Origin of the sequence: Shinella sp. BE166 (genome assembly GCF_051201095.1) — a bacterium.
GTDB lineage: Bacteria > Pseudomonadota > Alphaproteobacteria > Rhizobiales > Rhizobiaceae > Shinella > Shinella lacus.
The window spans coordinates 36,960-60,883 of the sequence record NZ_JBPEHL010000002.1 but is presented as its reverse complement, the minus strand read 5'-3'; the positions used below and the strand labels follow the sequence as shown (position 1 = coordinate 60,883).

Below are 23,924 nucleotides of genomic sequence, written 5' to 3'. Positions count from 1 at the left end.
CCTTTCGTTCAAAGGGTGATGGTGGCGCGCGCCGGAAGGCCGAGCGGCACCGCGCGCCCAAGCTGGCGCACGCGAATGCTCAGGGTCGTCTGCGGCGCGCCGAAATCGGTAAGTTCCGTGACGGCGGCGTAGGTGAAGGCAGGACCCGCGGTCTCGACGCGGCGCACCACTGTCTCGCCGGAGAGGATATCGAGGCGATAGGCCTCGCTCGGCTCGTCGAGCGGTATCTCGGCGGCAAGCCAGGTATCCGAATCGATCCGCCCGCGCCGGACCCAGGACAGCCGCACCACGCCGTCCGCCCCGCGCCGACCGCGAAGATGCACAGGCGCCAGCGGCGTCAGTGCCCGCTCGCCCCCGGCAAAGGCAAAAGGCCCCGCCTGCCCGCCCGAACCACCGACCGCCTCGACAAGCCAGTTGGAAAGCCGCCCCACCTCCTCGACATCCAGCCCAAGCGGCCGGACCGCATCGTCCAGCACCACGACCACGGCCCCGGCCGCATGGCCGGAGGCCATGGCGTCATCGGTGCCATGAAGTGCGCGCAACAGGCCGGTCAAACGCCAGCGCCCCGGCGCAATCTCACTCGCCCCGGTAAAACCGATGATTTCCCAAGCCCCGTTCCCGCCGCGAACCGCAATGCGGTTGGCGCCGTTCAACATGGCAAGCGTCTCCGCCGAGGCCAGCCCGCCGCCCGCAAGATCCAGCACCACCACTCGGTCCGGATCGAACCGCCCGACGACGCCCACGGCGAGCGGATCGACCAGCCGCCCGATCCGCGCCGGCCGCTCCAGCCGCACACGGCTGCGAAACCCTTCGCTGCCCTCGGAACTCGACACGACCATGGAGCGCCAGGGCTGCGCATAGGCGGCAACGCGCGCAAAATCCTGCGCCGTCCCGGAGCCGAGGATCGGCAAATCGAGGAACACGACCTCCGGCGTAAACGCATCCCCCGGCCCCGCCCCGCTCGACGGGCGGCTTGCGCCCTCGATGAGCAGCGGCGCCGGGCTTTCCCCCGCCGCGATCGCCCGCGCCTCCACCTCACGCACCAGCCCATCGGTAATACCCGTGATGAGAAAGCGTCCGTCCGGCCCGTCGGCGAGCCGCACGATATCGCCCGGCGTCACGGCAAGCGCCGTCGGCGGCAGGCGAAATGTCACCCGCCGCTGCCCCGCCCGCTGGTCGCGCAGCGCCGTCTCGACGCTTGCCGCAGCAGCTCCCGCATGCAGCACCGCCGGCAGCGCCAGCCGCAGCACGCGATCGTTTCCGCCCGCCATGCGGCGCGAGCGCGCCGTCACCCGCGAATAGCTGCCCGCCCCATCGAAATGGTCGAGGATCGCCTCGCCCGCAAAATCGCTGATATGCCCGCGGCTCTCCTCGAACAGCGCCTCATCGGGCCGCTCGGCAAGGATCTCGATCTCCGCCGGCAGCAGCGCCGATTTCAGCCTTGAACGGAACACGAGCTTGCCGTTCGCCTCCAGCGCATCGATCTGGAAGGCCTCCATCAGCGGCTCGATCAGCCCGCGCGCCGACGTCTGGTCCGCCTGCACGAAGCCCGAGAGATCGCCCGCGACACCCGAGACGTCGAAATCCGTAAATCCGTGATCCTTCAGCACGGCGGCAATCACATCCGCAATCGTGCCCGCCCCCAGCCGCGCGTTCAGCCAGTGCCCGCGCTGCCAGTTGAGCCCGTCCGACCACAGCGCCGTATCCTCCGGAAAGGCCGGATAGGGCCGCGCGTCCCAGGTCCAGATGAAGATATGGTCGGGATCGACCATGCCCGCCTCCGGCCCGCTGCCCTGCCACCAGCCATGGTGCGCATCGAGGAAGCGGCGCTGCACCGCATCGTTGCGCGCGCCGCCGGAATGATAGGGCAGCGCGTTCTCCGAGCTTTTCGGGTCGACGAAGACATTCGGCTGGTTCGCCCCCTTGTCGGTGGCCGGGCAGCCGAGTTCGGTGAACCAGATCGGCTTGGAGCGCGGCACCCAGGCCGTATGGCCCGGCAGTTCCGCGCCGCCGGGGCTGCGCTCGTAATGCCGGTTGCCCCACCAGTTTTCGAGGTCCTTGTAGCGGAACACCCAGGGCTTTCCCGCCATGCCGTCCGAAATCGGCGCCCGCTCGCGCGCCCGGCGCGCGTCCATATCGGGGTAGTACCAGTCGAACCCCTCGCCGGAAGCGATCATCGCCCGCATCGCCGCCATGTCCTCAGAATGGCGAAACCCGTCCGGATTGCCGGCCAGCGTATCGGCATCCTGCCAATCGGAAAGCGGCATGTAATTGTCGATGCCGACAGCATCGATGGCCGACGAGGCCCAGAGCGGATCGAGATGATACCGCACCTCGCCGCTGCCATCGCCCGGCTGGTGCCCGAAATATTCGCTCCAGTCCGCCGCATAGGTGATCTTCGTGCCACTACCGACGATCGCCCGCACATCGCTCGCCAGGTCGACCAGCGCCTCGACGAAGGGAAAATCCCCGCTGCCATCGCGCAGCCAGCTTAGGCCCCGCATTTCCGAGCCGATCAGGAACCCGTCCACCCCGCCGGCCGCTTCCGCCAGCAGTGCATAGTGCAGCACCAGCCGCCGAAACCCCTCGTCGCCGAGCGGCCCGGTGATCTCCTCGCCCGAAACGGCAAAGTCGCCGGCATCGGCATTGCCCACAAAGGCCTCGACCTGCGCGCGCGCCGACGCCGTCTTGTTGGTGGACGGCGGATGGCAGGTGATGCGCCCGCGCCAGGGATAGGGCGCCTGCTGCGCCTCGCCATAGGGATCGGGCAGGTCGTTGTCGATCGGCACGTCCATCATCAGGAACGGATAGAGATAGACCTCGATGCCGCGCGCCTTCAGGTCCCGGATCGCCGCGATCACGCTCGCATCCGACGGCGTGCCGCCATAGGCCGGCCGGTCGTTGACGCGCGTGACGACGTAGGCATCCTCACGCGCAATGCCGGAAACCACCCAAGGCCGGCTCTCGTCCTGCCGCGTGGAAACCTCCACGCCCGGCACGATGCGGCACTGCCCGGCCCTCAGTTCCGTGCCGAACCACGCGACCACCAGCCCGACCCGCTCAAGGTTGGGGCAAAGCGCCTGCAACTCGTCGATCGACGCCACCCAGTCGGTCGCCGCGACCAGCGTGTTGCGGTTGATGTTGCGCCCCTTGCCGGACGCGATCTTCTCCGTCACCAGCCGCGGATCGTAGCCATGCTCGCTCGACCCCGGAATGACCGTCACCGCCCGGATCTTGCTTTCCAGCGAGCCCACCGGCCGCAGCACCTCGAACTGCAGGATCGGAATGCGGTTGCCGAACATATCGAGCGGCAGCCGCTCGAAGACGACATAGGCGAGCCCCCGATAGGCCGGCGTGTTGCCCACCCCCTGCTTGGCCTCGATCAACGGATCGGGCGCCTGGTTTGCCGTGCCGCGATGCACGCGCATCTCGATGCCCGTCAGGTCGATCTCCCGCCCGTCCGCAAACACACGCCGGATGCCGGCAATCGGCCCCTCGCACACCCCAACGGCGAAATTCGCAAAGTAACTATAGGTCTCGACCCGCGGCCCCGTCGCCTTGCCCCCGGTGCGCTCGACGGAAACCTCTTCCTCGAACCGCGTCGCCCAGAGCAGCGTGCCGCCGACACGCGCCGTGCCATAGACGCGGCTCATCGCCGTGCCCTCTTCAGCGCCCGGCACGCGCCCGTCGTTCAGCCGCGCGCCGGAAATCGTCGTCATGCCGTTGATCAGCGACCGGTCGACCGCCGATCCCGCAAGCGCGCCCACTGCCCGCCCAAGGATTGCCCCGAACGGGCCGAAAATCCCGCCAAGCGCGGCCCCCGCCGCCTGGAAAAGAAGTGTCGCCATGGCTCAGCCAATCTCTGGAAAGCGGAAGACGCCGGCAATGCGCCGCCGCCAGGAAGGCACGAGCGGCGAAGAGATCACCGCCCCCTGCTCGTAGGCATGGATGAAACGCTCGTCGGGCGCCGCGATGCCGGCATGTTTCGCCGCCACCCCCGCCCGCCAGCGAAAGATGAGAAGATCCCCCGGCCGAAGCGCCGAAACCGGAAGCACGCCGCCACAATGTCGCGCCGCCGCGGCAAGCAGCCGCTCCTCCCCCGCCCGCTCCGCCCAGTCCGCCGCATAAGGCCCCGGCACCTCCGGCTCCGCCCCATAAAGCTCCCGCCACACGCCGCGAACCAGCCCCAGGCAATCGCACCCGACACCTTTCAGCGATCCCTGATGGCGATACGGCGTGCCGATAAAGCCCCGCGCCACGGCAACGACGCGTTCTGCGAAAGCCTCACTCATAAAGCGGCCTCCCGTCATGCACAGTTTCGCCATCCGCATAGCCATAGGTGAAGTCGCTGCCCGGCATATGCGGAAAGCCGCGAAAATTCAGCGCATTGGCGAACTTCGCCTTGCAGGTGGAAAAGCGCTTATCGCACCCCGCCGTCACCAACATCGTATCGCCGACCGCGACGCCCGCCGGCACCGGCTGCCAGAAGGTCAGCTCCCCGCCCGCCTTTCGCTGGTCCTCGATATCCGCCGTCAGCCCCTCGGCCGCGCCGCTGGTAAACGTCAGCACGCCATAGCGAAAGAACCGGTCGGCAAAGCCCGAAAGCCCGCTCACCCGCACCCGCATGTCATCCAGCACCGCGATCACAGTCGCGGTCGCCCGGAATGCCGAGGTCGAAACATCCTTGCCGCAGCGGCTGTCGCCCAGCACCGCATCGCAGCGATGCCCGTAGATGCGCCCATGCACCTGATCCAGCCGATGCGTCAGCCGCCGCAGTTCCACGCGAAAAAGCCCGCCCTCGCGCCGCACCTCGCCCAGCTCCGCCGTGCGCAGCAGCAACCGCTGCGACGGATCCTGCCAGTTGACCGTATAGACCTCGACCTTCGCCCCGTCATACCGCCCCGCAGAAAGGTCCTCCGCGCGAACCGCGTCGGCCGAAAACCCGCCCGAAACATCGCCGCCCTCGGCCGAAAGCCCGTTGCCGTCCTCCGCCTCGCTCGCCTCGAAACCGCTCGCCGCCAGATAGTCCAGTCCGCCGAACGAAAGATCGCGGTCGTGATCGGTAAAGCCCATCACCACGCCGTCGCGGCGCGTCACCCGCCAGGCATGGCAGAGCGTCGTCACCTCCCCGTCGAGATGGGCCTGAAGCCCGCTCGGGATCGTCCTCATGGCTTGATCTCCAGAAGCGGAATGGAAGGAATGCGCCCGGCATTGAACTGCGCGAGATCGATATCGATGCGGTCCGTATCGAACCGCACCGGCACGTCGAATTCGTAGCCGGCCCGGATGACGCCAGAAGCCGGAATTTTCCCAGGCTTGAAGGTCACGACCCCCGTCGCGGAATTCACCGTATAATCGCCCGCCGGCCGAACACCGCCCGCAACGGAAACCACCACCGTGCCCGCCACCGGCTTGTCGATGGTCCGCACCGTCTCGCCACCGGCGTCCGCATAGCGCTTCACCAGCTGAAACGCCGCCGTCGCCCCATCGCCGGTGCCGATTTGCTGGTCGCTCGCGCCAATCGTTCCACCCGGCGCACAGGACTTATGATCCACCGGATCATGAAACCGAAACCCGTAAAACTGCCCCGCCCGCGCCTCGAAGAAGGCGAGCACCGCATAAAGATCCTCGACCGAGCGCACGCCCGATCCCGCATCATAACGCCGCCGCGCATCCTGCCAGCGCCGGTTGCGGTTCTCCCGCCCGTTGGACAGGCTGACGATATCCGTCCGCCGCACCGGCCCGCCGCTGGTACCCAGCGCCACCCGCAACGGAAACCGCACCTCATGAAATCCTGCCATGTCTCTATCCTCGCCTGCGGGGCCTGCCCCTCATTTTCACTCACAAACTCCGCTGCCCCCGCCCCACCGCACGCGTCAGCATCGCCGCGATCTGCCCTTCCGACTTGCGGAAACTCGCCGCATCCTGTGCCGTCACGTTGAAGACGATCCGCGCGCCACCGCCGCCCTCGGTCGCAACACCCAGCGCCCCGTCCGGCCCGCGCTTCAGCGGCAGGATCGCCTCCGCCCCCGCCTCGCCCATCAGCCCCAGGCCGCCGCCGCTGCCGAAATAGGTGGGCGCGGCCACCACGCCGCCCTTGGCAAAGGGCGTTGCCCCGCCAAGCAGGCCGGAAAGCCCGGAGGACAACAGCCCCTCCAGCGGCTTCAGGCCGACGGAAAGCGCGATATCGCTCATGCGCAGCGCCAGTCCGCGCAGCACGCTTTCCAGCCCCTTGCCGTCCACGACCGCGCCCTTCAGCGCGCTGGTCAGCGCCGATCCGAAGGAGCGCGAGCGTGCCTCCAGGTCTTCGAAGATCGTCGAAAGCTCACCGGCATCGTCCAGCGTGCCGGAGAGAGGATTGTCGTCCGCCATGGTTCACTCCTTGTTGTCGGGAAAGGCCTGCATCAGCGCCGCAAGCGCCTGGCGCCCCGGCACCGCCGGCAAGGGCCGCAGCACGCCCAGCGCAAAGCCGAGCTCGCGCGGCGTCATCGCCCAAAAGTCCCTTGCGGAAAGCCGCATGCGGCAGAGCCCGGCATGAAGCACCGCCTCCCAGGGGAAGGCGGCCCTCTCGCCGCTCACGCCGGATGCGGCCCGGGAGGGTTTTCGGCACCTGCTCCAAATGTCGCCTGCAGCAGTTCGGCGGCAATACGCGCAAAACCCGCAAGCCCGTCCGCCACCGCCATCGACGCCACATCCTCGTCGCTGAAGAGATTGCCACCGCCGCGCAGCCCGGCTGCGATGATGCGGATCAGGTCATCCGCCTTCAGCCGGCCGGAGGAAAAACGCTCGGCCAGCCCCGTCAGGCTGTCGACGGCAAAGGCCGTCTCCAGCTCGGCCAGCGCCCCCAGCGTCAGGCACAGCACCCGCCGCTCGCCGTTGAAAACGGCCTCGATCTCGCCGCGATGCCGGTTCGCCCGCGCGCCCATCAGAGCGCCCCGAAGGTCAGCACACCGGCCGATTCCAGCGCGATTTCGAAGACGATCTCGCCATCATGCGCCCCGGAATATTCCAGCGCCGCGATCTGGAACGGCCCCTCGACGGTCCCGAAGTCCGGAATGACCACCTGCCAGTGGACGATCGTGCTGCCGAAGAACAGCGAGCGCACCGTCGCATCCGACGTCTGGTCCTTGAAAATCCCGCTGCCGGAGACGGCGGCGCGCTGCACGCCGGCACCGCCCAGAAGCTCGCGCCAGCGCCCCGCCGATTCCGCGTCCGTCACGTCGACGAGCTGCGCATTGAACGACAAACGTTTGGAGCGCAGCCCCGCAACCGTCGCAAAACCCGCGCCGTTATCGATCTTGAGCAGCAGGTCCCGCCCCTTCTGTGCCACCATGGCAAGGTTCCTCTTCGAAAAATGGGGTTAAGCGTCCGGTTCCGTCACCGCCCGGAAGCGCATTTCCGCACGGTGAAAGCGGGATTTGCCGTCGCGCCTGAGCCGCGTGTCGCGATGAAACAGCAAGACGAGGTGATGCCCGGTAAGCGTGAGCGCCGCATCGTCGAGCGCCGCGCGCGCCGCCGCCGCGATCGCCTGCACCTGCCGGTGCCCCGCCGCTTCCGACCAGGCCTCGAGCGTCACCGTGTGCTCCTCGCCCGTCTCGCTCGCCGTCGAATGGTCCGCGCTGTCGATGCCGGCGATCACCACCAGTGGCGAGGCCGGCTCGGCAAGCCGCCGGTCCGTGATACCGTTCGCGCCGACCAGCGCCGTCAGCGCCGTGTCGCCCGAAAGCCGGGCAAAAATCGCCTTCTGCAGGGCCGATGCCGCGCTCATGGCTTGATCTCCTCGCAGTCGACAAGCGTGTAGCGGCCGGTCTCATCCGGATCGCGGAAGGCGCGGATGGCAAACAGCCGCGCGCCCTTGCGCAGCCGCATGCCGCCCGCCAGGTTTTCGCGGCGCCGCATCCAGATGCGGTGCGTCACCGTCACCGGCAGCGTTCCCGCCGCCTCGTCCGCCTTCGCGACGGTCGGCTCGATGCGTGCCCAGAGCGTCGCGAGCGCCGAAAACGTGCGCTCCACGCCCCCTTGCCCATCCGGCGTTTCCACCGGCTGTTCCAGCACCAGCCGCGCCGTGAAGGCGCCGGGATCGATGGTTCCGTCGAAGGCCATCAGAGCCTCCGCATGGCATAGGGCGCGACAAGCCGGTCGTAGCCTTGCGGCACCGCGCCCGGCTGGTCGTCCAGCGAAAGCACGCCGCGCAGCTCGTACATCGCCGCGACATGCAGCAGCAGCGCCCGCTTCAGCGTGTCCGGCACCTCCGCGCCGTTCTCGCCGAAACCGGCGGTAAAATCGATCTCGATGCCGTTCAGCGCCCGTTCCGTCGCAGGCCGCGCGGGCAGCACCAGCCGCGCCGGCCGCGCCGTGCCGTCGAGCACATAGCCCGTCGCATCGACCTCGACCGGCGCACCGGAAGCGTCATAAACCGTCACCGTTTCAATGGTTTGCACCGGCCCCCTGGCAATCTGAATCACCCGGGCCTCCGGCCAGTCGTCGAGATAGAGGCGAAAGGTGCGGGCGATCAGCACCAGCCCCGTCTGCCCCTCCAGGTGTTCCCGCGCAGCCCGCATCAGGCCCGCTAGCAGGGTGTCTTCATCGGAGGCATCGAGGCGCAGATGCGCCTTCACCTCGGCAAGCGTAATCGGCTCCGCGGCCGGCGGCATCAGTTCGGCAATGGTCATGGGGTCCTGTCCGGTCTGGAGGAACGGCGGGCGCAGCCGGGAGGAAACCGCGCCCGCCAGCACCGGCGTCAGGGGACGACCGCCGGTGCGAGAAGAATGGAGGAAGACAGAGCGGCACGGTCCCTTCTCCCCGCCTGCGGGGAGAAGGTGGCGGCAGCCGGATGAGGGGCAAACACAAGCACGGCCTTGCCGCGGGGTTGCCCCTCACCCCAGCCCTCTCCCCGCAAGCGGGGAGAGGGAGAGGACAGGCCTCAGCTCGCCGCGAACTTCACCAGCTTGATCGCCTCGAAGTTCTGCACCCCGCCGCCGACGCGCCTGGTCGTGTAGAACAGCACGTAGGGCTTGGCCGAATAGGGATCACGCAGCACGCGAACCCCCGTGCGGTCGACGACGAGATAGCCGGAGCGGAAGTCGCCGAAGGCGATGGAGAAGCTGTCGGCCGCCACATCCGGCATGTCCTCGGCCTCCGCGATGGCGAAGCCCAGCAGCGAGGCCGCCTGGCCGGCGGAGGCCGGCGGGCGCCAGAGATAGTTGCCGTCCGTATCCTTGAACTTGCGGATCGTGCCTTGCGTCTTGCGGTTCATCACGAAGGTGCCGTTCTGCCGGTGCCCCGCCTTCAGCGAATAGACCGTGTCGAACAGCGTGTCGGAGGGATTGCTCGCCTTGAAGGCGCCCGCCGCGCCCGTCGCGATATAGCCGATATTGCCCCAGCTCCAGCTCGCATCGGCGACGTTGGTATAGCTCAGTAAACCCTTCGGCTTGTTGGTGCCGTCGCCGGAGACGAAGGCGGTGCCTTCCTGCTCGGCGAAGACGATGTCGACCTCTGAGGCGATCCAGCCTTCGACATCCACCGCCGCATCGTCGAGCAGCGCCGCCGTCGCCGCCGGCATGGCGTAGAGTTCCATGGTCGGGAAGGAGAGTTCGGCGAGCTGCGCATTGCCGGTCTGGGGCCGCGCGGCCGTCTCCGCCACCCAGCCGGCCGCCATGCCGGAGGTGGCAAACGGCTTCTTCAGCACCGAACCCGAGACCTGGCGCACGGTCGCCAGCGCGCGGATCGGCGAGGCGGCGGAAAGCCGGCGGCCGATTTCCGTATCCGTTTCCGGCGGCACGAGATAACCACCATCGGCCGCCGAGCCGACCGACATGGCCTTGCCCTCCAGCGCCCTGAGCGCATTCTCGTCGCCCCGGCGCATATAGGCGGAAAAGGCCGCCTTGTGCTCGGCCGCTTCCAGGCTGCCCTCGCCGCTGCCGCCGAGTGCCGGACGCGCCTTCTTCAGCGCGAGGTGGTCGAGCACGCGCTTCTGCTCGTCCATGGCGCGGTTGATGCGGTCCACCTTGTCGCGCGTCACCACGTCGGCCGTCAGTTTCTGCTCGATCTCGCCGAGCCGGCGGTCGTTGGTCTCCTTGAAGGCCTCGAAGGCCTCCATGAAGTCGTCGAAGGCGGCGGTCATCGTTTCCGGCACGGCCTTGATTTCCGGCGCGGTCTTGTGGATCTCCGTCATGTCTACCTCTTCAGTTGTTAGCGTTTCATCATCCGGGCCGCCCGGCGCATGATGCGTACGAGCTCCGTTTCCCTGTCGCGGAACCACCGCGCATTCTTCACGTTCGACACCCGCGCCGAAGGCAGCATGGGAAAGGTGACGATCGAGATTTCCCAAAGATCCGCCTCCAGGATGCGGCGCACGCCGCTTGCCCGGTCGGTCTTCGAGCGCACCGTCTGGAAGCCGATGGAAAGCCCATCCAGCGCCCCGGATTTCATGAGGTTCAGCACCTCGCGGGCGCGGGCCACGCCGGGCGAAAGCACGCCCTCGACATAGAGCCCGCGCGCATCCTCGCGGATGGTGCGCCAGCGCCCGAGCGGCTCGGCCGGATCATGCTGAAACAGCATGCGCACGCCCGCAGGCCCGCGTTTCTCCAGCGAGCGCACGAAGGCGCCGGGCGCAATAGCGTCCTTACCCAGGTCCACCTCGCCAAACAGGCTCGCATAGCCGGAAAACACCCCGTCACTGGCGACGCCGGCAAGCGTCAGATCCGCATATTTCTTCGTCCGCCAGACCGGCAGGTCTTCGGTGATCATGATTTGCTCCGATGATTTGGAAATCGAATGGAGGCGAATAGCGAATAGGGAGTAGCGAATAGAAAGGGCGGCCGTTTCGGTGACGAATGGCGCCATTCCCAATTCGCTCTTCGCTATTCCCTATTCGCCGCCCCTCATCCGCTCCGCCACGCGCGCCAGCACGCCGAGCCCCCACCAGGCCGAAAGGCTCGCCGCCGCCGACCCGGTCAGCAGCACCTCCGCCGGCCCGAGATAGGTCGCGATGCCAAGCCGCACCGCGATCCAAAGCCCCGCCGGCCCGCCGAAGACGAGCCCGCAGGCAAGCCCGGTGAAAAACCGGCAAGCCGCCTCGCGACGGCTCTTCGGCAGCAAATAAATGAGCGAAACAGCAGCACCCGCCGAAGCCCCAACCAGACGAGCCGTCCACAGCCCGCCATCGTTTCCGATGTCAGCCATTGTTAAGCCTTTCAGATTATTATGAAATTCAAGCGGCCCGGCCACAGGCGGCCGCAAGCGTCCTGCCTCGCGCAGAGTCAGGCGATGGAAAACGCTGAGTCTTTTGAATCGCTTGCAGCGCTTTGTTTGGAAGCCGATTCAACGCCTTTACGGTGTGAATCCAGTCGTCGGCACGGAGATTCATCGTCCCGCGACAAGCCGTTGTTTTTGTTCTCAGAACAGGTAGGAAGCGGCATGTGCCCCCCTCTGCCCTGCCGGGCATCTCCCCCTCAAGGGGGGAGATTGAATCGCGGCTACGTTCCACCCATCGCTACCGTCGCAAATTAAGCAATGCGCGTGCGTCCAGCGGATCTCCCCCCTTGAGGGGGAGATGCCCGGCAGGGCAGAGGGGGGAAGCGGCAACCACCCACCCCCTCAATACCCCACAGCCCGCCGCTTCTCCTCGTCCGTCAAAAACGCCGCCGCCCCAACCCGTGCCCACAATTCCGAGCGCTCCGCCGCAAGCCCGCTCACCTGGTCGAGATCCGGCACCAGCCGCAGCGCCGTCTCCCCATCCTCGGAGAACCAGGCCGCAAAGGACGCCGCGGTCCGCTGCACCAGGGGCAGTACCGTCAGCCGCCAGAAGGCGCGGTTGGCCTCCTGGTAGTTGGCATAGGTCGCATCCCCCGGGATGCCGACCAGCATGGGCGGCACGCCGAAGGCGAGCGCGATGTCGCGCGCGGCCCCGTTTTTCGCTTCCACGAAATCCATCTCGCGCGGCGAGAGCCCCATCGCCTTCCAGTCGAGCCCGCCTTCCAGCAACATCGGCCGCCCTGCGCGCGCCGGGCCGGAATAGCCCTCCTCCAGCTCGCTCTTCAGCCGGTCATACTGGTCGGGCGTCAGGTTCCCGCCCTCCTTCGGCTGGTAGACGAGGGCGCCGGAAGGCCGCGCGGAATTGTCGAGCAGCGCCTTGTTCCAGATCGCCGCCGCATTGGAGAGGTCGAGCGCCATGGAGGCCGCCTCCAGCGGCGCAAACCCCACCTGGTCGTCGAGCGGATGAAACAGCCTGAGATGCAGGATCGCCTGCCCCTCGCCGGCCGCATGCCGGCGCACATGGCTGCCCGCCCGGTATTCATAGGCCTCCGGCCAACCATCCCGCCCCTCGATCACACGCATCCGGTCCGGCCGCAGCAGATGCAGTTCGCGCAGCTCCTCACCCACCCGCACACCCTCGACGAAGGCATTGCCGGAGAGCATCAGGTGCCCATAGAGCGTCTCGAAGAAATCCGTGCCCGCCATGCGCCCGTTCGGTCGGGCGATGAGCGCCAGCAGTGGCTCATCCGGCCGCTCCACCTCGCCCGCATAGGCAAGCCAGGGCACCGAGGCCGCCGCCTCCGCGATCATCCGCACCGCCCGATGCGCCACCGGGTTCTTCATGAACCCCTCGCGCGACAGCGACGCATAGCTGCGGCTCGACCAATACGCCCGGCCCTCGGCCGTCAGCGCGAAAAAGCCCGACGCCTTGGTCTCCGCCGCCGCCCTTGGCCGCCGCGAAAGGAAGGATGGTAGCTTCATGATGCCCTCGGTTGTTTGAATTTGCCAATGATGCTGTGGGTGCGGCCGTGGATCCTCGGGTCGAGCCCGAGGATGACGAAAGAAGAGAGCGCGCATCGTCATCGCCAGGGTTCGACATGCCGCACCGTTCTTGGAGGCAGAGGCCTCTCCTCCCCTCCGTCATCCTCGGGCTCGACCCGAGGATCCACACGGCACCGCCGCGCTACCCACCCAGCGCCACAAAAAACGCCTGCCCATACCCCGCCACCCGCTCGGCCCGGTCGAGCCCGTTGATGATGCGCCGCGCGCCCACCCAGTCGGCCCGCCCGGCGGCAAAATGATCTGCCAGCCGCCGCCCCGTGAAGGCGCCGCGCAGCATGCCGACGAAGAGGATTTCGACGGACGTCGCCATCTCCATCGCCCGCTCCGGCCGCGCAACGAGGTCGATGCCGGTCAGTTCCGCCAGGCGCTCATAGTTGCGCCGGTGCGTGATCTGCACGAGCCCGCGCCCGAGCCAGCTTTTCCCGTCCGCATCCCGCCGCCAGTACGGCGCGGAGACCTGCGGCAGCCGCCCGGCCGCAAAGGCCCGGTCGAGCACGCCGATCGCCGCGGCGTCCGTCGCGGCAAAAGTCTCACGCACCGGCTGCAGGCGCCCGCCCGTCTCGTGATGCGCGGTCGCCAGCATATAGGCGAGGAACCGCCGGTCGCGCGTCTCGCCGCCCTGCTCGAACCGGTCGAGCAGCGCCGTCAAACCCGCGACCTGCCCCTGCCCCAGCCGGTCGCCATAAAGCGGCCCACGCACATGGTCGAAAAACGCCTTGCGATCGATCACCATCTCAAATCCCTCGCACCCGCGGTTCGCCCAGCCGGTCGAACACCAGCGCCGTCAGCGCCCAGACGAGCGCATCCAGCCGGTCCGGCGAGCGGCCGGCGGACAGCCCATCCGGCCCGAAATCACACATCTGGTCTTCCAGCTCCGCAAAAGCACCCGCATGCGCCACCCGCCCCTGCTCGTAGAGCGCCGCCACCGGCTCCGCCCGCAAAAACTTGCCGCGCGTCGCCCGCACCGTCGCGACCGGCAGGTTGGCGTCGACGCTGCGCAGCATCGCCGTCACCATGTCGCCGCCCTGGTTGATTTCCGCGACCACCCGGTCCGCATCGAAGCGTCGAAAGGCGCGCACCACCGCGCTCGCCCAGCCAGCCGGGCTGGCACCCGTCACCGAACAATCCGCCAGCACCACCGCCCGCCCGCTGCTGTCCAGCCCCGCCACGACGATACCGCAGACCGAAGCCGCGGAAGCCGTCGCCGGCGGATCGACCGCCACGACGATGCGCGACAGCGGCCCCGGATTGCGCAACCGGATCGCCTCCAGCCGCGCCCGGCTCCACAGCGCATCCGCGCGGTCGGTGATCAGCTCGCCATCCAGCTCCTGCCGCCCGAGCCGCGTGCCGCCGTAGCGATCCGCCATGGCGTCGAGAAAGCGCGGCGAAAGGTTTTTGGCATTGTCTTCCGTGCGAATACGCCGGACCGCCGTCTTCTGATCAGCCGCCAGCGCCCGCAAAAGCGGCACCGGCCGCGGCGTCGTCGTCACCAGCATGCGCGGATCGTCGCCGAGGCGCAGGCCGAATTGCAGCATGTCCCAGGTTTCCTGCGCATGTTTCCATTTGCCGAGCTCGTCGCACCAGGCGAGATGAAACTGCGGTCCGCGCAGGCTTTCCGGGTCCTCGGAGGAAAAGATCTGCCCGATCGACCCGTTCGGCCAGACGAGCCGCCGGCGCGAGGCCTCGAATTCCGGCCGCGACCGCCCCGCGATCCGGCAGATGCCGGAGACCCCGTCGATCATCACCTCGCGCGCATCGCCGAGCGTTTCGGCCACCAGCGCGATGCGGCTGTCCGGCCGCGCCAGCGCCATCGCATGCACCCATTCCGCACCCGCCCGCGTCTTGCCCGAGCCGCGCCCGCCCATCAGCAGCCAGACCCGCCAGTCGCCCTTGGGCGGCATCTGGGCCAGACGCGATTGAAAATGCCACCGTCGCGACTCCTCCCGGCTGCGAAACCGGGGCTGGCGATCGCCATCCGGCCCGCCCACATCCCTATCAGGAGCAGCTTGGAAACGAGACGCTTCCGCGCGCCCCTTCTCCCCGCCTGCGGGGAGAAGGTCCCGGCAGGGGGATGAGGGGCAACTCACAGTCTCGACCGTCTCACCCCGCCGCCCAAGCCCCGCCTCCAGCCCATCGGCAGCAATCCGAAAAGCCGTCCGCGCCCGTTCATCCTCGATCATCCGCAAGCCCGCTGCCGCCGCCGTCATATCCGCATCGATCTTCCGCCCGGCCGCCCGAAGGGCGAGCCGATCCCTACGGCCCGCTTTCCGCCCGCGCGGCAGCATCGCCGCCAGGCCCGTTTTCCCGCATCCACTCTTCCCTTGCGGCATTCAACCGGTCCTTCACGCGCTCTTCCACCAGCCGGTCGAACTCCGCCGCCAGCGCCTCGCCGTCATCCGGCTCGCCCAGCGCGGCTTCCGCCTCGGCCCGCTCGTTGATCAGCGTGCGCTGCAGGCTGTCGATCTTTTCCAGCGTGCGCACGATCAGCGACACCGCCTCGATCGCCGCCTTGGCGTCCGTCTGCGCCAGCTTGCGCGAGGCCTCATCCTCGGCGGCATCGGCATCCCGCTCGGCAAAGGCCTGCTGGCTCTGGAAGCGCTGGAACCGCTCGCGCAGCTCCTTCGTCATTTCCAGAAGCATCGCCTGCATGTCGAGAAACGGATCGAGCGGCGCTTCCGCCTTGATATCGAGCACCGGCGCCGCGCCGCCCGCAAGATCCGCCCGCCGCCCCGCCAGCCCGTCATAAACCGCCATCTCCGGCGAGATGCCGAAAAGCCCGAGATCCACCGTCAAACCGCTGTCCATCGCCACACCCGAAAATGAAAAGGCGCCCGGTCCAGAGGAACGAGCGCCTGTCAATAAATTCCCATCAAGCCGGCCGCGGGCGAAAACCGCCAAACCATCCAGCCTCCGAAAAGCCCGGCGAGCTCTCCGCCCGCACCTTTCCGACTATGCCATAACCCTATCAAATCACCGTGACGCCGTCAAGGACTATTTTCCTATTTTTTCCTTTTCACTAGAGGCCTGCCGCCTTGCGCAGGTCGTCGTTCATCCGCGATTGCCAGCCCTTCCCGGTCGCCTTGTAGTGCCGGATAAGATCAGGATCGAGCCGCACGGAAATCTGCTGTTTCGGGCTGTCGACCGTTGGCCGGCCGCGCTTGGCCTTCGCCCGGTCGATCGCCGCCGCTAGCTCAGGCAAGGCATCCCGGAACGATTTTGCCTTGCGGAAATCCTCTTCTGTCCATTCGGTATTGTCCGGATCATCGGCAATACCCTGCTGGATGCGGGTCTCCTCTTCCGAGGAAATTTCACGGGGACGTCTGGCGGTAGTGCTCATAGAGCTTCCTTTCATTCCTGCTCGCGGCGCGCATGGAAATCAGCGAGATGGCTTCGCTTCCCAGCGTCGCGAAGACCACGGCAAGCGTGCCGTCTCGAAACATGCCGATCGCTTTCCAACGCCCGGAATGGGCCGGAGCGACCAGCGCTTCCTCGAAGAAATCCATATCGAGCGCAGCGAAGTCATGGCCGTGCTTCGCAATATTGCCCAGCCGCTTCGCTTCGTCATAGGTGATTTCCATGGATTTTTTGTATCACATTTAATACGTGAATGCAGCTTAAAAGTGATACATAAACTCTGTGCATCGCCGCAAACTTTCAGCCCATCAGGAATAATGCTACCCTCCTCCCCATGACATCCGACGATCTCATCGCGATCGCGCTCGGCATGCCGGAGGCGCGGGAGAGTGCTCATTTCGGGAAGCGGGACTTCCGGGTGGGCGAGAAGATCTTCATGTCGCTGCCGCAGGCCGGCCGGGCCGTGCTGAAGTTGACGCCGGGCCAGCAGGCGATGGTGGTCGAGACCGATCCGGGGCTTTGCGCGCCGGTGCCGGGCGGCTGGGGGCTCAAGGGCTGGACCTCGGTCTATTTCGACGGCGCGGATGACGAGCGGGTGCGCGACTTGATCGGCACCGCCTGGCGCAACGTGGCGCCGAAGAAGCTGGTGGCCGCGAGCCTGAACTGAGAGACTAGTTCCCCCTGCCCACTTCCAACGGCCAGGTCACGAGGTAATCCTCATAGTCCTCGACATCGAGGCCCTCCTCGCTCACCGTGCGGCCGCGGGCGGAAATGCCGGCCTGGTGCACGGTTTCGGGATCGCCGGAGACCAGCGGGTGCCACCAGTAGAGGTCCTCGCCGTCGCGCACGAGGCGATAGCCGCAGGTCGGCGGCAGCCAGGAGATTTCCGAGACGCTCTCCACCGTCAGGCGGATGCAGTCGGGCACGGTCGCCTGCCGGTTCTCGTAGTCCGAGCAGCGACAGCTTTCGCCATCGAGCAGCACGCAGCGGATCGAGGTCCAGGCGATCTCGGCCGTCTCCCAGTCTTCCAGCTTGTTGAGACAACAGAGGCCGCAGCCGTCGCAGAGGCTTTCCCACTCCACGTCGTTCATTTCGGCGAGCGTCTTCGTCTTCCAGAACGGCAGCACGTCCGCGCTTCCGGCCTCGGCCGGCGCGGCGGCGCCCCTGTGCTTCATCTTCGTCATGCCCGACCCCTGAACCCCTTGGCGCCAAAGGTCAAGAGCGCGGCTGCTAACCCTTTCGCGCAAATCCCGTTCTGCTCGTCTCAAAAGACTGCTATCGTGCCTGAATAAACCGGTGGTCACAGGACGTTAACCAGAGGCGGGCAGGCTGCGGCCCGAATCCGCTGGCAAAGGTAAGCGAAACGTGGAAGACGACAGCCAGAAGCCCGTAAAACCGCGACGCCGCAAGCGGCACTTCTTCCTGCGCCTCGATTCCTGGATCGATTCCACGGTCTGGAATGCCGGTTTTCGCCTCGCGGAAATCTGGGAGGAGATCACCATCTTCTCCCGCCGCTTCCATGCCAAGGGCTGGAAGAAGGCGATCTTCGAGATCGCCGGGGAAGGCATGAACCTCGGCACGGCCGGCTTCGTGCTGCTGCTCGCCCTGGCGCTGCCCGCCTTCGAAGAGACGACGGGCAACTGGCGCGCGCAGAGCGACTTCGCCGTCACCTTCCTCGACCGCTACGGCAACGAAATCGGCCATCGCGGCATCATCCACGAGGACTCCGTGCCGATCGACGAACTGCCGGACCACCTGATCAAGGCGGTGCTGGCGACGGAAGACCGCCGCTTCTTCAGCCATTTCGGCATCGATTTCCTGGGCCTCGCCCGCGCCATGAACGAGAATGCGCGCGCCGGCGGCGTCGTGCAGGGCGGTTCCACGCTCACCCAGCAGCTCGCGAAAAACCTGTTCCTCTCGAACGAGCGCACCATCGAGCGCAAGATCAAGGAGGCCTTCCTCGCGCTGTGGCTCGAAGCCAATCTCTCCAAGAAGGAAATCCTGCGCCTCTATCTCGACCGCGCCTATATGGGCGGCGGCACCTTTGGCGCGGCCGCGGCGGCGCAGTTCTATTTCGGCAAGAACGTCACCGACGTGAACCTCGCCGAATCCGCCATGCTCGCTGGCCTGTTCAAGGCGCCGGCCCGCTACGCCCCGCATATCAATCTGCCCGCCGCCCGTGCGCGCGCCAACGAGGTGCTGACCAACCTCGTGCAGGGCGGGCTGATGACCGAGGGCCAGGTGATCGCCGCCCGGCGCAACCCCGCCACCATCATAGACCGCAACGAGAAGACGGCGCCCGATTTCTTCCTCGACTGGGCCTTCGAGGAGGTGCAGCGCATCGCAAAACCCTTCGCCCAGCATTCGCTGATCGTGCGCACCACCATCGACATGGGCCTGCAGGCCGCCGCCGAAGAGGCCGTGGAAAGCGGGCTGCGCCAGTACGGCGAGAGCTACCGCGTCAAGCAGGGCGCCATGGTGATGATCGAGAACGGCGGCGCCGTGCGCGCCATGGTCGGCGGCCGGGACTATGGCGAAAGCCAGTTCAACCGCGCCACGAGGGCACTGCGCCAGCCGGGCTCCTCCTTCAAGGCCTATACTTACGCCGCCGCGATGGAATCCGGCATGACGCCCGAGACGACCATCGTCGACGCGCCGATCAGCTGGGGCGGCTGGTCGCCCCAGAATTACGGCCGCTCGTACGCTGGCCGCATGACACTGATGACGGCGATGGCGAAGTCCATCAACACCGTGCCGGTCCGCCTCGCCAAGGACAAGCTCGGCACCAAGCGCATCGCGGAAATGGCAAAGGCAATGGGCGTCGAGACGCCGATCCGGACCGACAAGACCATGCCGCTCGGCACCTCCGAAGTCACCGTACTCGACCAGGCGACGGCCTATGCGGTCTTCCCGGCCGGCGGCCTCCAGTCGCGCCGCCACGGCATCAGCCAGATGATCAATTACGACGGCGACATCCTCTACGATTTCGGCCGCGATGAACCGCCGGCAAAACACGTTCTCTCCGAACAGGCGGATTCGTCGATGAACCGCATCCTCGTCACCATTCCGGTGAGCGGCACGGCGCGGCGCGGCGCGCTCGACCGCGGCATCGTCTCGGGCGGCAAGACCGGCACGACGCAGGCCTATCGCGACGCCTGGTATGTCGGCTTCACCGGCAATTACACGACCGCCGTCTGGTTCGGCAACGACGACTATACGTCGACCAACAACATGACCGGTGGCTCGCTTCCCGCCATGACCTTCAAGCGCCTGATGGACTATGCCCACCAGGGCATCGAGCTGCGGCCCATCCCCGGCATCGAGAACCCGCTGCCGGATGGCAAGAAGGCGAGCGAAGTCGCCGCCACTTCGACCGATGAGAGCGCGCTTCCCGCCCTCGTTCGCCCGCGTTCGCTCTCGGCCGACGTCACAAAGCTCCTGAAGGATGTCGCCCGCCAGTTCAACGAGGCCAAGCCCCTGAAGGCCGATGGCCGCGTGGCCGCGCTTGACGGCACCGGCGCCAACCGGACAGAGTAACGGATAGAGCGTTTCCGCGTTTCTCCGAATCGCAAAAACGCTCTATCTCTTCGTTTCGACGCAATTCCGGACGCAAAGCCGCTTCGCCCTTGTTCCGCACGCCCCTCGTCATCGCCACAGCGCTCGCCGTCGCCTTCGGGCTTGGCATCCTGAGTTCGATCTACGCGCTGCGCGCGACCGTCGGCTTCGGCGCCATCGCGCTCGGGCCGTGGACGGCCTTCCCGACCGCCCAGACGGTCGATGCCGACCCCTATGCCAAGGCCCACCGTGCGCGCGACGGCAAGCTGCTGCTCGGCGGTGCCGAGGGCCTCACCTTCACCGCCGCCACCGATAGCGGCGGGCGCACGCTGGTCGAAAACTGCCGCTACGAAATAGAGGGCATCACGCCGCCTGCCCGCCTGTGGACGCTGCATGCGGCCGATACCAACGGCAACCCGCTCGCCGGCAGCCGCCCCGGCCTGCCGGTCGGCATCAATGCCTGGTCGGTGCTGCGAACGCCGGACAGCAGTTTTGCCATCCGCATCGCCTCCGCCGCCACGCCCGGCAACTGGCTGGCGGTGCCGGAGGGCAAGGCGCCGTTCCTCTTGGTCATGACGCTGCTCGACACGCCGACCGCCGGCAGCTCCGGCGTCATCGACCTCGCCATGCCGGGCATCACCCGGCTGGACTGCGCCGATGCGTAGTTTCGTCTATGCCATCGCCATCGGCCTGGTGGGTGCTGCGCTACTGCACATCGTCATCATCCTCTCGCTGCCGAGTTTCACCGGCCGCGATGCCTATACGCGCGTGCAGACTTTTGGGGAGGCGAACCGCTTCTTCCCGCTGGCGAATTCCGGCGACACGCTGGCGCCGATCAACGACGATCCGGCGATGAAGACCGCCGTCTGCGCCTTTTCCGTCGAAAACGGTCCCATCCGGCTGTTTGCCGATGGCGACGTGCCCTTCTGGTCGCTCGCGGTCTATGACGGCGCGTCCAACGAGGTGTTCAGCATGAACGACCGCACCTCGGTCTCGGGCGCGCTCGACACGCTGATCGCCACCCCCATCCAGCTCATCGCCATCCGCAAGGCCGTGCCGGCCGAGCTGGAACAGTCGATCCTGGTGGAAATGCGCGGCGAGGAAGGTTACGCCGTACTGCGCATCTTCGTGCCCACCGAAAGCCGGCAGGAAGCGGCGACCGACTTCCTCGCGGATGCAAGCTGCGAACCCTTCACGGCGGAACAATAGGAAAGCGCGCTCGACGACGAGCGACGGGACGCGGTTTACCCGCGATAGACAATGCGCTGCGGCCGCACGCGCACGCCTGTCGCCGCTCCAGCGGCGACGGGAAAGGTTTAGGGCCGGCGGGCCGTGTCCGGGGCGCCGTGTTTACCCGCCTTGCTGCGCGCAGCCAGCATGGCCGGTGTCAGGCGCTCATAACGCACGCCGGTAAAAAGCAGTATCTGGGCCGGAGCCTCACGGCGAATGGTGTCGCGTCTTGGTGTTCGCGCGAGCCATTCCTTCAATCGTACTACGTCTGCCATTCTCGCCTCCAAAAAGAAGAACCGAGACGGATGAAGCACTTCTACATTCTCACCCTGCCCGTTTTACGGGCCGGTGCATCCGGTTCCGTCACCCCGGCTGCGACATGAGTCGATGTCGTCCCTGTCGCTTACGGGAAGAAAACGGCGATACGGGTCCAGAAGTTTCCCATTCACGGGAATTTGTCTGGTGACCGCCCGGTATCCGGACCATCGCACCTTTCCCTCGCGGAACGGTGGCACCGTCAGGGTATCCACCGTTCACATGATCGAATCATAACACGTCCATCGCAATAGACGAGCCGATCCATGTCCCTAAAACTAGCGACTATCGGGTTAACATGCTGTTAATCCTATGCCATCGCCCTGCATCGTGCTGTTCCGCATGGAACAGGGTCGCCCCTGTTCCCAAATCGGCCGGTCTCGTCGTAAAAAACCGGCTGCACCTGTGAAGAGAAACGGTCGGGCGGACCTGCTTATTCGATAATCTGCGAAAGCGCCGTCGCCGAGGTGGCATGGCGGGCGTTGTAGCCCTTGATAATGGCGGCGGTCAGGATGGCCTGATCGACATCCTCGTTCCTGCGCGGGGACTGCGCACCCGGCGAACTTTCATAATCATAAACAATGACATCCAGGTCGAGCGCGTTTTTCAGCCGCCGCCCCTGCAACAGGCTGACCAGCCCCGCCGCGATCGCCGGATAGGGCGTGTATTCCGCATTGGCCAGCCATTCCCGCAACTGGCTCTCCGGCACGCTATAGGTGATGTTCATCGATAGAAGCCGTGACAGCATCTCGTCGACCGTGCGGGGCATCTCAGCCGCGTCCACCGTTTTCACGCCGGCTTCGGGCAAAGCACTGCCGGTCGGCGGGCTGCCTCCGGGCGTGCGGTTCTTGTGCAAATTGTCGACCGGCGCCGTATCGGCCTGGGCCAATTCCCACGCTTCGGCCATGCATGGCTGCGGGGACCATGCGAACAGGGTCGAAAACATCGCGCATTGCCAGATCTTCATAGCGCCAGCCCATCGTCGCCGAGGTGCGGACGATACCATGTCCATGCCCGATATCGAATGGAATCTCGCCGTCAGATCTTGTGCACTTCATCGCGCCAGAACACGATGACGTAGCCGCCCGCCGGCGCCATTCCCCCCGCCCATGCCTTCAGTTGCCCATGATAGGGCTCGTGCCGCCAAAGGTCCGGCTGGTCGGGATCGGCAAGCACCGTGATCTGCGGCCCCTGCCCGTAGATCATCAGGTGGGAGCGCGCCGGCTCCCATTCCGCGCCGAGGTCCTCCCTCGTCATCCACAGACAGAGAAAATCCCGGCAGACCGAGGGTCGCGCGGCATAGATCGAACAGCCCTGCCCCGCGACGCAATGTTTGCACCAGGCATCCGCCGGCTTGTCGAATTCGTCGATCTCCGGCAGGCGGCAACAGAGCGTGCAGGTTCCGCAGGATCGGCCGGCGACGATTGGCGAAGAGGTGGTCATGGCGGAGCGATAGCACGCCGCCGGCCAGACCAGAAGGGCGCGTCCCGATCCGGCACGCAAACCTTGCGGCACCCACGGCAACCCAGACGGCAGTCTCTTGTAAACATTGCGGTTTCCGCGCGAGCAAGGTTAACGCGTTGCTAACGCTTTTCCTCTACTTTTCATGAACGATTGTGGAGACGGCAAGGGGCTGCCGTTCCGGGGACTTTAGCAGGTGTTTTGTGGCGGACAGGTTTCGCGAACTGGAGAGACCGCAGGCAGGGCGGCCGAAGGACATCGTTCTGATGGCCACGGTTTCCAGCTTCGAGAGCCTGCGTTTTCCGTCGCGCTCCGATCTGCACCAGTTCGGCGAGTTGTTCGAGCCGCTCTATAATGCCTCCACCGAGGAGGCGCGCCGCCAGGCCGTCGCCGCCCTTTCGCGCTGCCCGCAGATCCCCGACGAGACCGCCCTCTTCATCGCCTCGCAGCCGATCGGCGTCGCGGCGATCTTCCTCATGGGCGCAAAAGCCATTCCCGACGTCACGCTGATGCGCATCCTGCGCGCGACCGGCCCGGAACATGCCCGCGCCATCGGCCGGCGCGACAATCTCTCGCCCGTCATGATCGAGGCGCTGGTCGGAAGCCACCAGGACTATGCCAGCCGCCGCACCGGCGAAGACCGCGAGGCCTCGCTGGAAGAGGCCGCAAGGCTGGGACGGGAAGAGCGGATCCGGGAAGAGTTGCGCGCCCTCGTGCGCGCCGCGACGCCCGCGGTCGAGGCGCCCGCCCGGCTTGAGCCGGCAAGCGAGGTGCACCAGGCGCTTCTCGTGCGTTTTGCCCGCGCCGGCGAGGTCGGCATGCTGGCCGTGACGCTCGCCGACGCGCTCGGCTCCAGCCAGTGGCTGTCCGAGCGCATCCTTCTCGATGTGTCGGGGCGGCAGCTTGCCGAAACGCTGGTGGCGCTAGACATGCCCAGCGCGGATACCGTTTTCGTGCTCACGCGCATTTACCCGCACCTGGCGAGCGGCAGTGCCGAACTGATGCTCTGGGCGCTAGATCCGGCCGAGGCGACCCTCCGGGTCGAGAGCTGGCAGCGGGCGGACAGCTATACGAATGGCGATGGCGTGCCGAAGGCGGCCAACGCTGACGACGCGCAGTCGAACGGGCAGGATCACCATGACAGGTCCTCCGAAACCGGTCGGCAGCGCGCCGCCGGCTAGTTAGGTTTC

General features: G+C 66.7%; 29 protein-coding genes. 5 read left to right on the top strand and 24 right to left on the bottom strand.

All coding sequences use genetic code 11. The features are described 5' to 3' along the window. Positions 1–8: 8 nt before the first annotated feature. The 20 genes from J2Y63_RS04255 to J2Y63_RS04160 all read right to left on the bottom strand — a co-directional run bounded on the left by J2Y63_RS04255 (position 9) and on the right by J2Y63_RS04160 (position 16,397). Positions 9–3,848 carry a baseplate multidomain protein megatron gene (locus tag J2Y63_RS04255; protein WP_435265096.1) on the bottom strand — a complete coding sequence of 1,280 codons (3,840 nt, stop codon included), beginning with the start codon at positions 3,846–3,848 and terminating at the stop codon, positions 9–11. Positions 3,849–3,851: 3 nt separating this feature from the next. Then, complete coding sequence (locus J2Y63_RS04250) at positions 3,852–4,292, bottom strand: NlpC/P60 family protein (RefSeq protein ID WP_435265095.1); 441 nt, start codon at positions 4,290–4,292, stop codon at positions 3,852–3,854. Beyond that, positions 4,285–5,169: a DUF2163 domain-containing protein gene (locus J2Y63_RS04245; protein WP_435265094.1), complete on the bottom strand. Its 885-nt coding sequence runs from the start codon at positions 5,167–5,169 to the stop codon at positions 4,285–4,287. Before J2Y63_RS04245 ends, J2Y63_RS04250 begins: the two co-directional genes overlap by 8 nt. Beyond that, positions 5,166–5,801 carry a phage distal tail protein, Rcc01695 family gene (locus J2Y63_RS04240; protein WP_435265093.1) on the bottom strand — a complete coding sequence of 212 codons (636 nt, stop codon included), beginning with the start codon at positions 5,799–5,801 and terminating at the stop codon, positions 5,166–5,168. The genes J2Y63_RS04245 and J2Y63_RS04240 overlap by 4 nt, the downstream gene beginning before the upstream one ends. Positions 5,802–5,841: 40 nt before the next feature. Further along, positions 5,842–6,372 carry a phage tail tape measure protein gene (locus tag J2Y63_RS04235; RefSeq protein WP_435265092.1) on the bottom strand — a complete coding sequence of 177 codons (531 nt, stop codon included), beginning with the start codon at positions 6,370–6,372 and terminating at the stop codon, positions 5,842–5,844. Positions 6,373–6,375: 3 nt separating this feature from the next. Further along, positions 6,376–6,579, bottom strand: coding sequence for a rcc01693 family protein (locus J2Y63_RS04230; protein WP_435265091.1), 204 nt, complete (start codon positions 6,577–6,579; stop codon positions 6,376–6,378). Next, positions 6,576–6,926 (bottom strand): gene transfer agent family protein, encoded by a 351-nt coding sequence (locus J2Y63_RS04225; protein WP_435265090.1) that lies wholly within the window; start codon positions 6,924–6,926, stop codon positions 6,576–6,578. The genes J2Y63_RS04230 and J2Y63_RS04225 overlap by 4 nt, the downstream gene beginning before the upstream one ends. Next, positions 6,926–7,333 carry a phage major tail protein, TP901-1 family gene (locus J2Y63_RS04220; protein ID WP_435265089.1) on the bottom strand — a complete coding sequence of 136 codons (408 nt, stop codon included), beginning with the start codon at positions 7,331–7,333 and terminating at the stop codon, positions 6,926–6,928. The genes J2Y63_RS04225 and J2Y63_RS04220 overlap by 1 nt, the downstream gene beginning before the upstream one ends. A gap of 27 nt (positions 7,334–7,360) precedes the next feature. Continuing rightward, positions 7,361–7,768 (bottom strand): DUF3168 domain-containing protein, encoded by a 408-nt coding sequence (locus J2Y63_RS04215; protein ID WP_435265088.1) that lies wholly within the window; start codon positions 7,766–7,768, stop codon positions 7,361–7,363. Further along, a complete protein-coding gene (locus J2Y63_RS04210) occupies positions 7,765–8,103 on the bottom strand; it encodes a phage head closure protein (RefSeq protein ID WP_435265087.1) in 339 nt (112 codons plus the stop codon). The genes J2Y63_RS04215 and J2Y63_RS04210 overlap by 4 nt, the downstream gene beginning before the upstream one ends. After that, on the bottom strand, positions 8,103–8,672 hold the full coding sequence (locus J2Y63_RS04205) for a head-tail connector protein (RefSeq protein WP_435265086.1): 570 nt from the start codon (positions 8,670–8,672) through the stop codon (positions 8,103–8,105). Before J2Y63_RS04205 ends, J2Y63_RS04210 begins: the two co-directional genes overlap by 1 nt. A gap of 251 nt (positions 8,673–8,923) precedes the next feature. Further along, complete coding sequence (locus J2Y63_RS04200) at positions 8,924–10,174, bottom strand: phage major capsid protein (protein WP_435265085.1); 1,251 nt, start codon at positions 10,172–10,174, stop codon at positions 8,924–8,926. A 17-nt stretch (positions 10,175–10,191) separates the two neighbouring features. Next, on the bottom strand, positions 10,192–10,749 hold the full coding sequence (locus tag J2Y63_RS04195) for an HK97 family phage prohead protease (protein WP_435265084.1): 558 nt from the start codon (positions 10,747–10,749) through the stop codon (positions 10,192–10,194). 120 nt (positions 10,750–10,869) lie between these two features. Further along, positions 10,870–11,184, bottom strand: a complete 315-nt coding sequence (locus J2Y63_RS04190) for a DUF6107 family protein (protein WP_435265083.1) — start codon at positions 11,182–11,184, stop codon at positions 10,870–10,872. 414 nt (positions 11,185–11,598) lie between these two features. Beyond that, positions 11,599–12,738, bottom strand: coding sequence for a phage portal protein (locus J2Y63_RS04185; RefSeq protein WP_435265082.1), 1,140 nt, complete (start codon positions 12,736–12,738; stop codon positions 11,599–11,601). Positions 12,739–12,940: 202 nt separating this feature from the next. After that, a complete protein-coding gene (locus J2Y63_RS04180) occupies positions 12,941–13,552 on the bottom strand; it encodes a glycoside hydrolase family 19 protein (RefSeq protein ID WP_435265081.1) in 612 nt (203 codons plus the stop codon). Between the two features lies 1 nt (position 13,553). Next, positions 13,554–14,807: a DNA-packaging protein gene (locus J2Y63_RS04175; RefSeq protein ID WP_435265080.1), complete on the bottom strand. Its 1,254-nt coding sequence runs from the start codon at positions 14,805–14,807 to the stop codon at positions 13,554–13,556. Between the two features lie 265 nt (positions 14,808–15,072). Further along, positions 15,073–15,624: a hypothetical protein gene (locus J2Y63_RS04170; RefSeq protein ID WP_435265079.1), complete on the bottom strand. Its 552-nt coding sequence runs from the start codon at positions 15,622–15,624 to the stop codon at positions 15,073–15,075. A gap of 211 nt (positions 15,625–15,835) precedes the next feature. Next, positions 15,836–16,156 carry a BrnA antitoxin family protein gene (locus J2Y63_RS04165; RefSeq protein WP_435265078.1) on the bottom strand — a complete coding sequence of 107 codons (321 nt, stop codon included), beginning with the start codon at positions 16,154–16,156 and terminating at the stop codon, positions 15,836–15,838. Continuing rightward, positions 16,128–16,397 (bottom strand): BrnT family toxin, encoded by a 270-nt coding sequence (locus tag J2Y63_RS04160; RefSeq protein WP_435265077.1) that lies wholly within the window; start codon positions 16,395–16,397, stop codon positions 16,128–16,130. Before J2Y63_RS04160 ends, J2Y63_RS04165 begins: the two co-directional genes overlap by 29 nt. Positions 16,398–16,507: 110 nt before the next feature. Here J2Y63_RS04160 and J2Y63_RS04155 point away from each other — a divergent pair, with 110 nt between their 5' ends. Next, positions 16,508–16,840, top strand: coding sequence for an MmcQ/YjbR family DNA-binding protein (locus J2Y63_RS04155; protein WP_435265076.1), 333 nt, complete (start codon positions 16,508–16,510; stop codon positions 16,838–16,840). Between the two features lie 4 nt (positions 16,841–16,844). Here J2Y63_RS04155 and J2Y63_RS04150 read toward each other — a convergent pair whose 3' ends face one another. Next, complete coding sequence (locus tag J2Y63_RS04150; protein ID WP_435265510.1) at positions 16,845–17,348, bottom strand: YcgN family cysteine cluster protein; 504 nt, start codon at positions 17,346–17,348, stop codon at positions 16,845–16,847. Between the two features lie 190 nt (positions 17,349–17,538). Here J2Y63_RS04150 and J2Y63_RS04145 point away from each other — a divergent pair, with 190 nt between their 5' ends. The 3 genes from J2Y63_RS04145 (at position 17,539) to J2Y63_RS04135 (ending at position 20,937) form a co-directional block, all read left to right on the top strand. Then, a complete protein-coding gene (locus J2Y63_RS04145) occupies positions 17,539–19,710 on the top strand; it encodes a transglycosylase domain-containing protein (RefSeq protein ID WP_435265075.1) in 2,172 nt (723 codons plus the stop codon). Between the two features lie 89 nt (positions 19,711–19,799). Continuing rightward, entirely contained in the window at positions 19,800–20,393 is a 594-nt protein-coding gene (locus J2Y63_RS04140; protein ID WP_256120836.1) for a DUF1214 domain-containing protein, read from the top strand. Next, positions 20,386–20,937: a DUF1254 domain-containing protein gene (locus tag J2Y63_RS04135; RefSeq protein ID WP_435265074.1), complete on the top strand. Its 552-nt coding sequence runs from the start codon at positions 20,386–20,388 to the stop codon at positions 20,935–20,937. The genes J2Y63_RS04140 and J2Y63_RS04135 overlap by 8 nt, the downstream gene beginning before the upstream one ends. A 107-nt stretch (positions 20,938–21,044) precedes the next feature. Here the strand turns inward: J2Y63_RS04135 and J2Y63_RS04130 are convergent, their stop codons facing one another. The 3 genes from J2Y63_RS04130 to J2Y63_RS04120 form a co-directional block, all read right to left on the bottom strand. Next, on the bottom strand, positions 21,045–21,233 hold the full coding sequence (locus tag J2Y63_RS04130; RefSeq protein ID WP_256120834.1) for a hypothetical protein: 189 nt from the start codon (positions 21,231–21,233) through the stop codon (positions 21,045–21,047). 473 nt (positions 21,234–21,706) lie between these two features. Beyond that, positions 21,707–22,240 (bottom strand): hypothetical protein, encoded by a 534-nt coding sequence (locus J2Y63_RS04125; RefSeq protein WP_435265073.1) that lies wholly within the window; start codon positions 22,238–22,240, stop codon positions 21,707–21,709. A 71-nt stretch (positions 22,241–22,311) separates the two neighbouring features. Next, a complete protein-coding gene (locus J2Y63_RS04120; RefSeq protein WP_435265072.1) occupies positions 22,312–22,716 on the bottom strand; it encodes a YkgJ family cysteine cluster protein in 405 nt (134 codons plus the stop codon). Between the two features lie 284 nt (positions 22,717–23,000). Here J2Y63_RS04120 and J2Y63_RS04115 point away from each other — a divergent pair, with 284 nt between their 5' ends. Continuing rightward, positions 23,001–23,915, top strand: coding sequence for a DUF2336 domain-containing protein (locus J2Y63_RS04115; RefSeq protein ID WP_435265071.1), 915 nt, complete (start codon positions 23,001–23,003; stop codon positions 23,913–23,915). The last annotated feature ends 9 nt before the right edge of the window (positions 23,916–23,924 follow it).

Excerpts from the sequence above, each read along its gene's own strand:
- J2Y63_RS04255 (WP_435265096.1), bottom strand. The coding sequence starts at position 3,848 with ATGGCGACACTTCTTTTCCAGGCGGCGGGGGCCGCGCTTGGCGGGATT.
- J2Y63_RS04250 (WP_435265095.1), bottom strand. The coding sequence starts at position 4,292 with ATGAGTGAGGCTTTCGCAGAACGCGTCGTTGCCGTGGCGCGGGGCTTT.
- J2Y63_RS04245 (WP_435265094.1), bottom strand. The coding sequence starts at position 5,169 with ATGAGGACGATCCCGAGCGGGCTTCAGGCCCATCTCGACGGGGAGGTG.
- J2Y63_RS04240 (WP_435265093.1), bottom strand. The coding sequence starts at position 5,801 with ATGGCAGGATTTCATGAGGTGCGGTTTCCGTTGCGGGTGGCGCTGGGT.
- J2Y63_RS04235 (WP_435265092.1), bottom strand. The coding sequence starts at position 6,372 with ATGGCGGACGACAATCCTCTCTCCGGCACGCTGGACGATGCCGGTGAG.
- J2Y63_RS04225 (WP_435265090.1), bottom strand. The coding sequence starts at position 6,926 with ATGGGCGCGCGGGCGAACCGGCATCGCGGCGAGATCGAGGCCGTTTTC.
- J2Y63_RS04220 (WP_435265089.1), bottom strand. The coding sequence starts at position 7,333 with ATGGTGGCACAGAAGGGGCGGGACCTGCTGCTCAAGATCGATAACGGC.
- J2Y63_RS04215 (WP_435265088.1), bottom strand. The coding sequence starts at position 7,768 with ATGAGCGCGGCATCGGCCCTGCAGAAGGCGATTTTTGCCCGGCTTTCG.
- J2Y63_RS04210 (WP_435265087.1), bottom strand. The coding sequence starts at position 8,103 with ATGGCCTTCGACGGAACCATCGATCCCGGCGCCTTCACGGCGCGGCTG.
- J2Y63_RS04205 (WP_435265086.1), bottom strand. The coding sequence starts at position 8,672 with ATGACCATTGCCGAACTGATGCCGCCGGCCGCGGAGCCGATTACGCTT.
- J2Y63_RS04200 (WP_435265085.1), bottom strand. The coding sequence starts at position 10,174 with ATGACGGAGATCCACAAGACCGCGCCGGAAATCAAGGCCGTGCCGGAA.
- J2Y63_RS04195 (WP_435265084.1), bottom strand. The coding sequence starts at position 10,749 with ATGATCACCGAAGACCTGCCGGTCTGGCGGACGAAGAAATATGCGGAT.
- J2Y63_RS04190 (WP_435265083.1), bottom strand. The coding sequence starts at position 11,184 with ATGGCTGACATCGGAAACGATGGCGGGCTGTGGACGGCTCGTCTGGTT.
- J2Y63_RS04185 (WP_435265082.1), bottom strand. The coding sequence starts at position 12,738 with ATGAAGCTACCATCCTTCCTTTCGCGGCGGCCAAGGGCGGCGGCGGAG.
- J2Y63_RS04180 (WP_435265081.1), bottom strand. The coding sequence starts at position 13,552 with ATGGTGATCGATCGCAAGGCGTTTTTCGACCATGTGCGTGGGCCGCTT.
- J2Y63_RS04170 (WP_435265079.1), bottom strand. The coding sequence starts at position 15,624 with ATGGACAGCGGTTTGACGGTGGATCTCGGGCTTTTCGGCATCTCGCCG.
- J2Y63_RS04165 (WP_435265078.1), bottom strand. The coding sequence starts at position 16,156 with ATGAGCACTACCGCCAGACGTCCCCGTGAAATTTCCTCGGAAGAGGAG.
- J2Y63_RS04160 (WP_435265077.1), bottom strand. The coding sequence starts at position 16,397 with ATGGAAATCACCTATGACGAAGCGAAGCGGCTGGGCAATATTGCGAAG.
- J2Y63_RS04155 (WP_435265076.1), top strand. The coding sequence starts at position 16,508 with ATGACATCCGACGATCTCATCGCGATCGCGCTCGGCATGCCGGAGGCG.
- J2Y63_RS04150 (WP_435265510.1), bottom strand. The coding sequence starts at position 17,348 with ATGAAGCACAGGGGCGCCGCCGCGCCGGCCGAGGCCGGAAGCGCGGAC.
- J2Y63_RS04135 (WP_435265074.1), top strand. The coding sequence starts at position 20,386 with ATGCGTAGTTTCGTCTATGCCATCGCCATCGGCCTGGTGGGTGCTGCG.
- J2Y63_RS04130 (WP_256120834.1), bottom strand. The coding sequence starts at position 21,233 with ATGGCAGACGTAGTACGATTGAAGGAATGGCTCGCGCGAACACCAAGA.
- J2Y63_RS04125 (WP_435265073.1), bottom strand. The coding sequence starts at position 22,240 with ATGAAGATCTGGCAATGCGCGATGTTTTCGACCCTGTTCGCATGGTCC.
- J2Y63_RS04120 (WP_435265072.1), bottom strand. The coding sequence starts at position 22,716 with ATGACCACCTCTTCGCCAATCGTCGCCGGCCGATCCTGCGGAACCTGC.
- J2Y63_RS04115 (WP_435265071.1), top strand. The coding sequence starts at position 23,001 with ATGGCCACGGTTTCCAGCTTCGAGAGCCTGCGTTTTCCGTCGCGCTCC.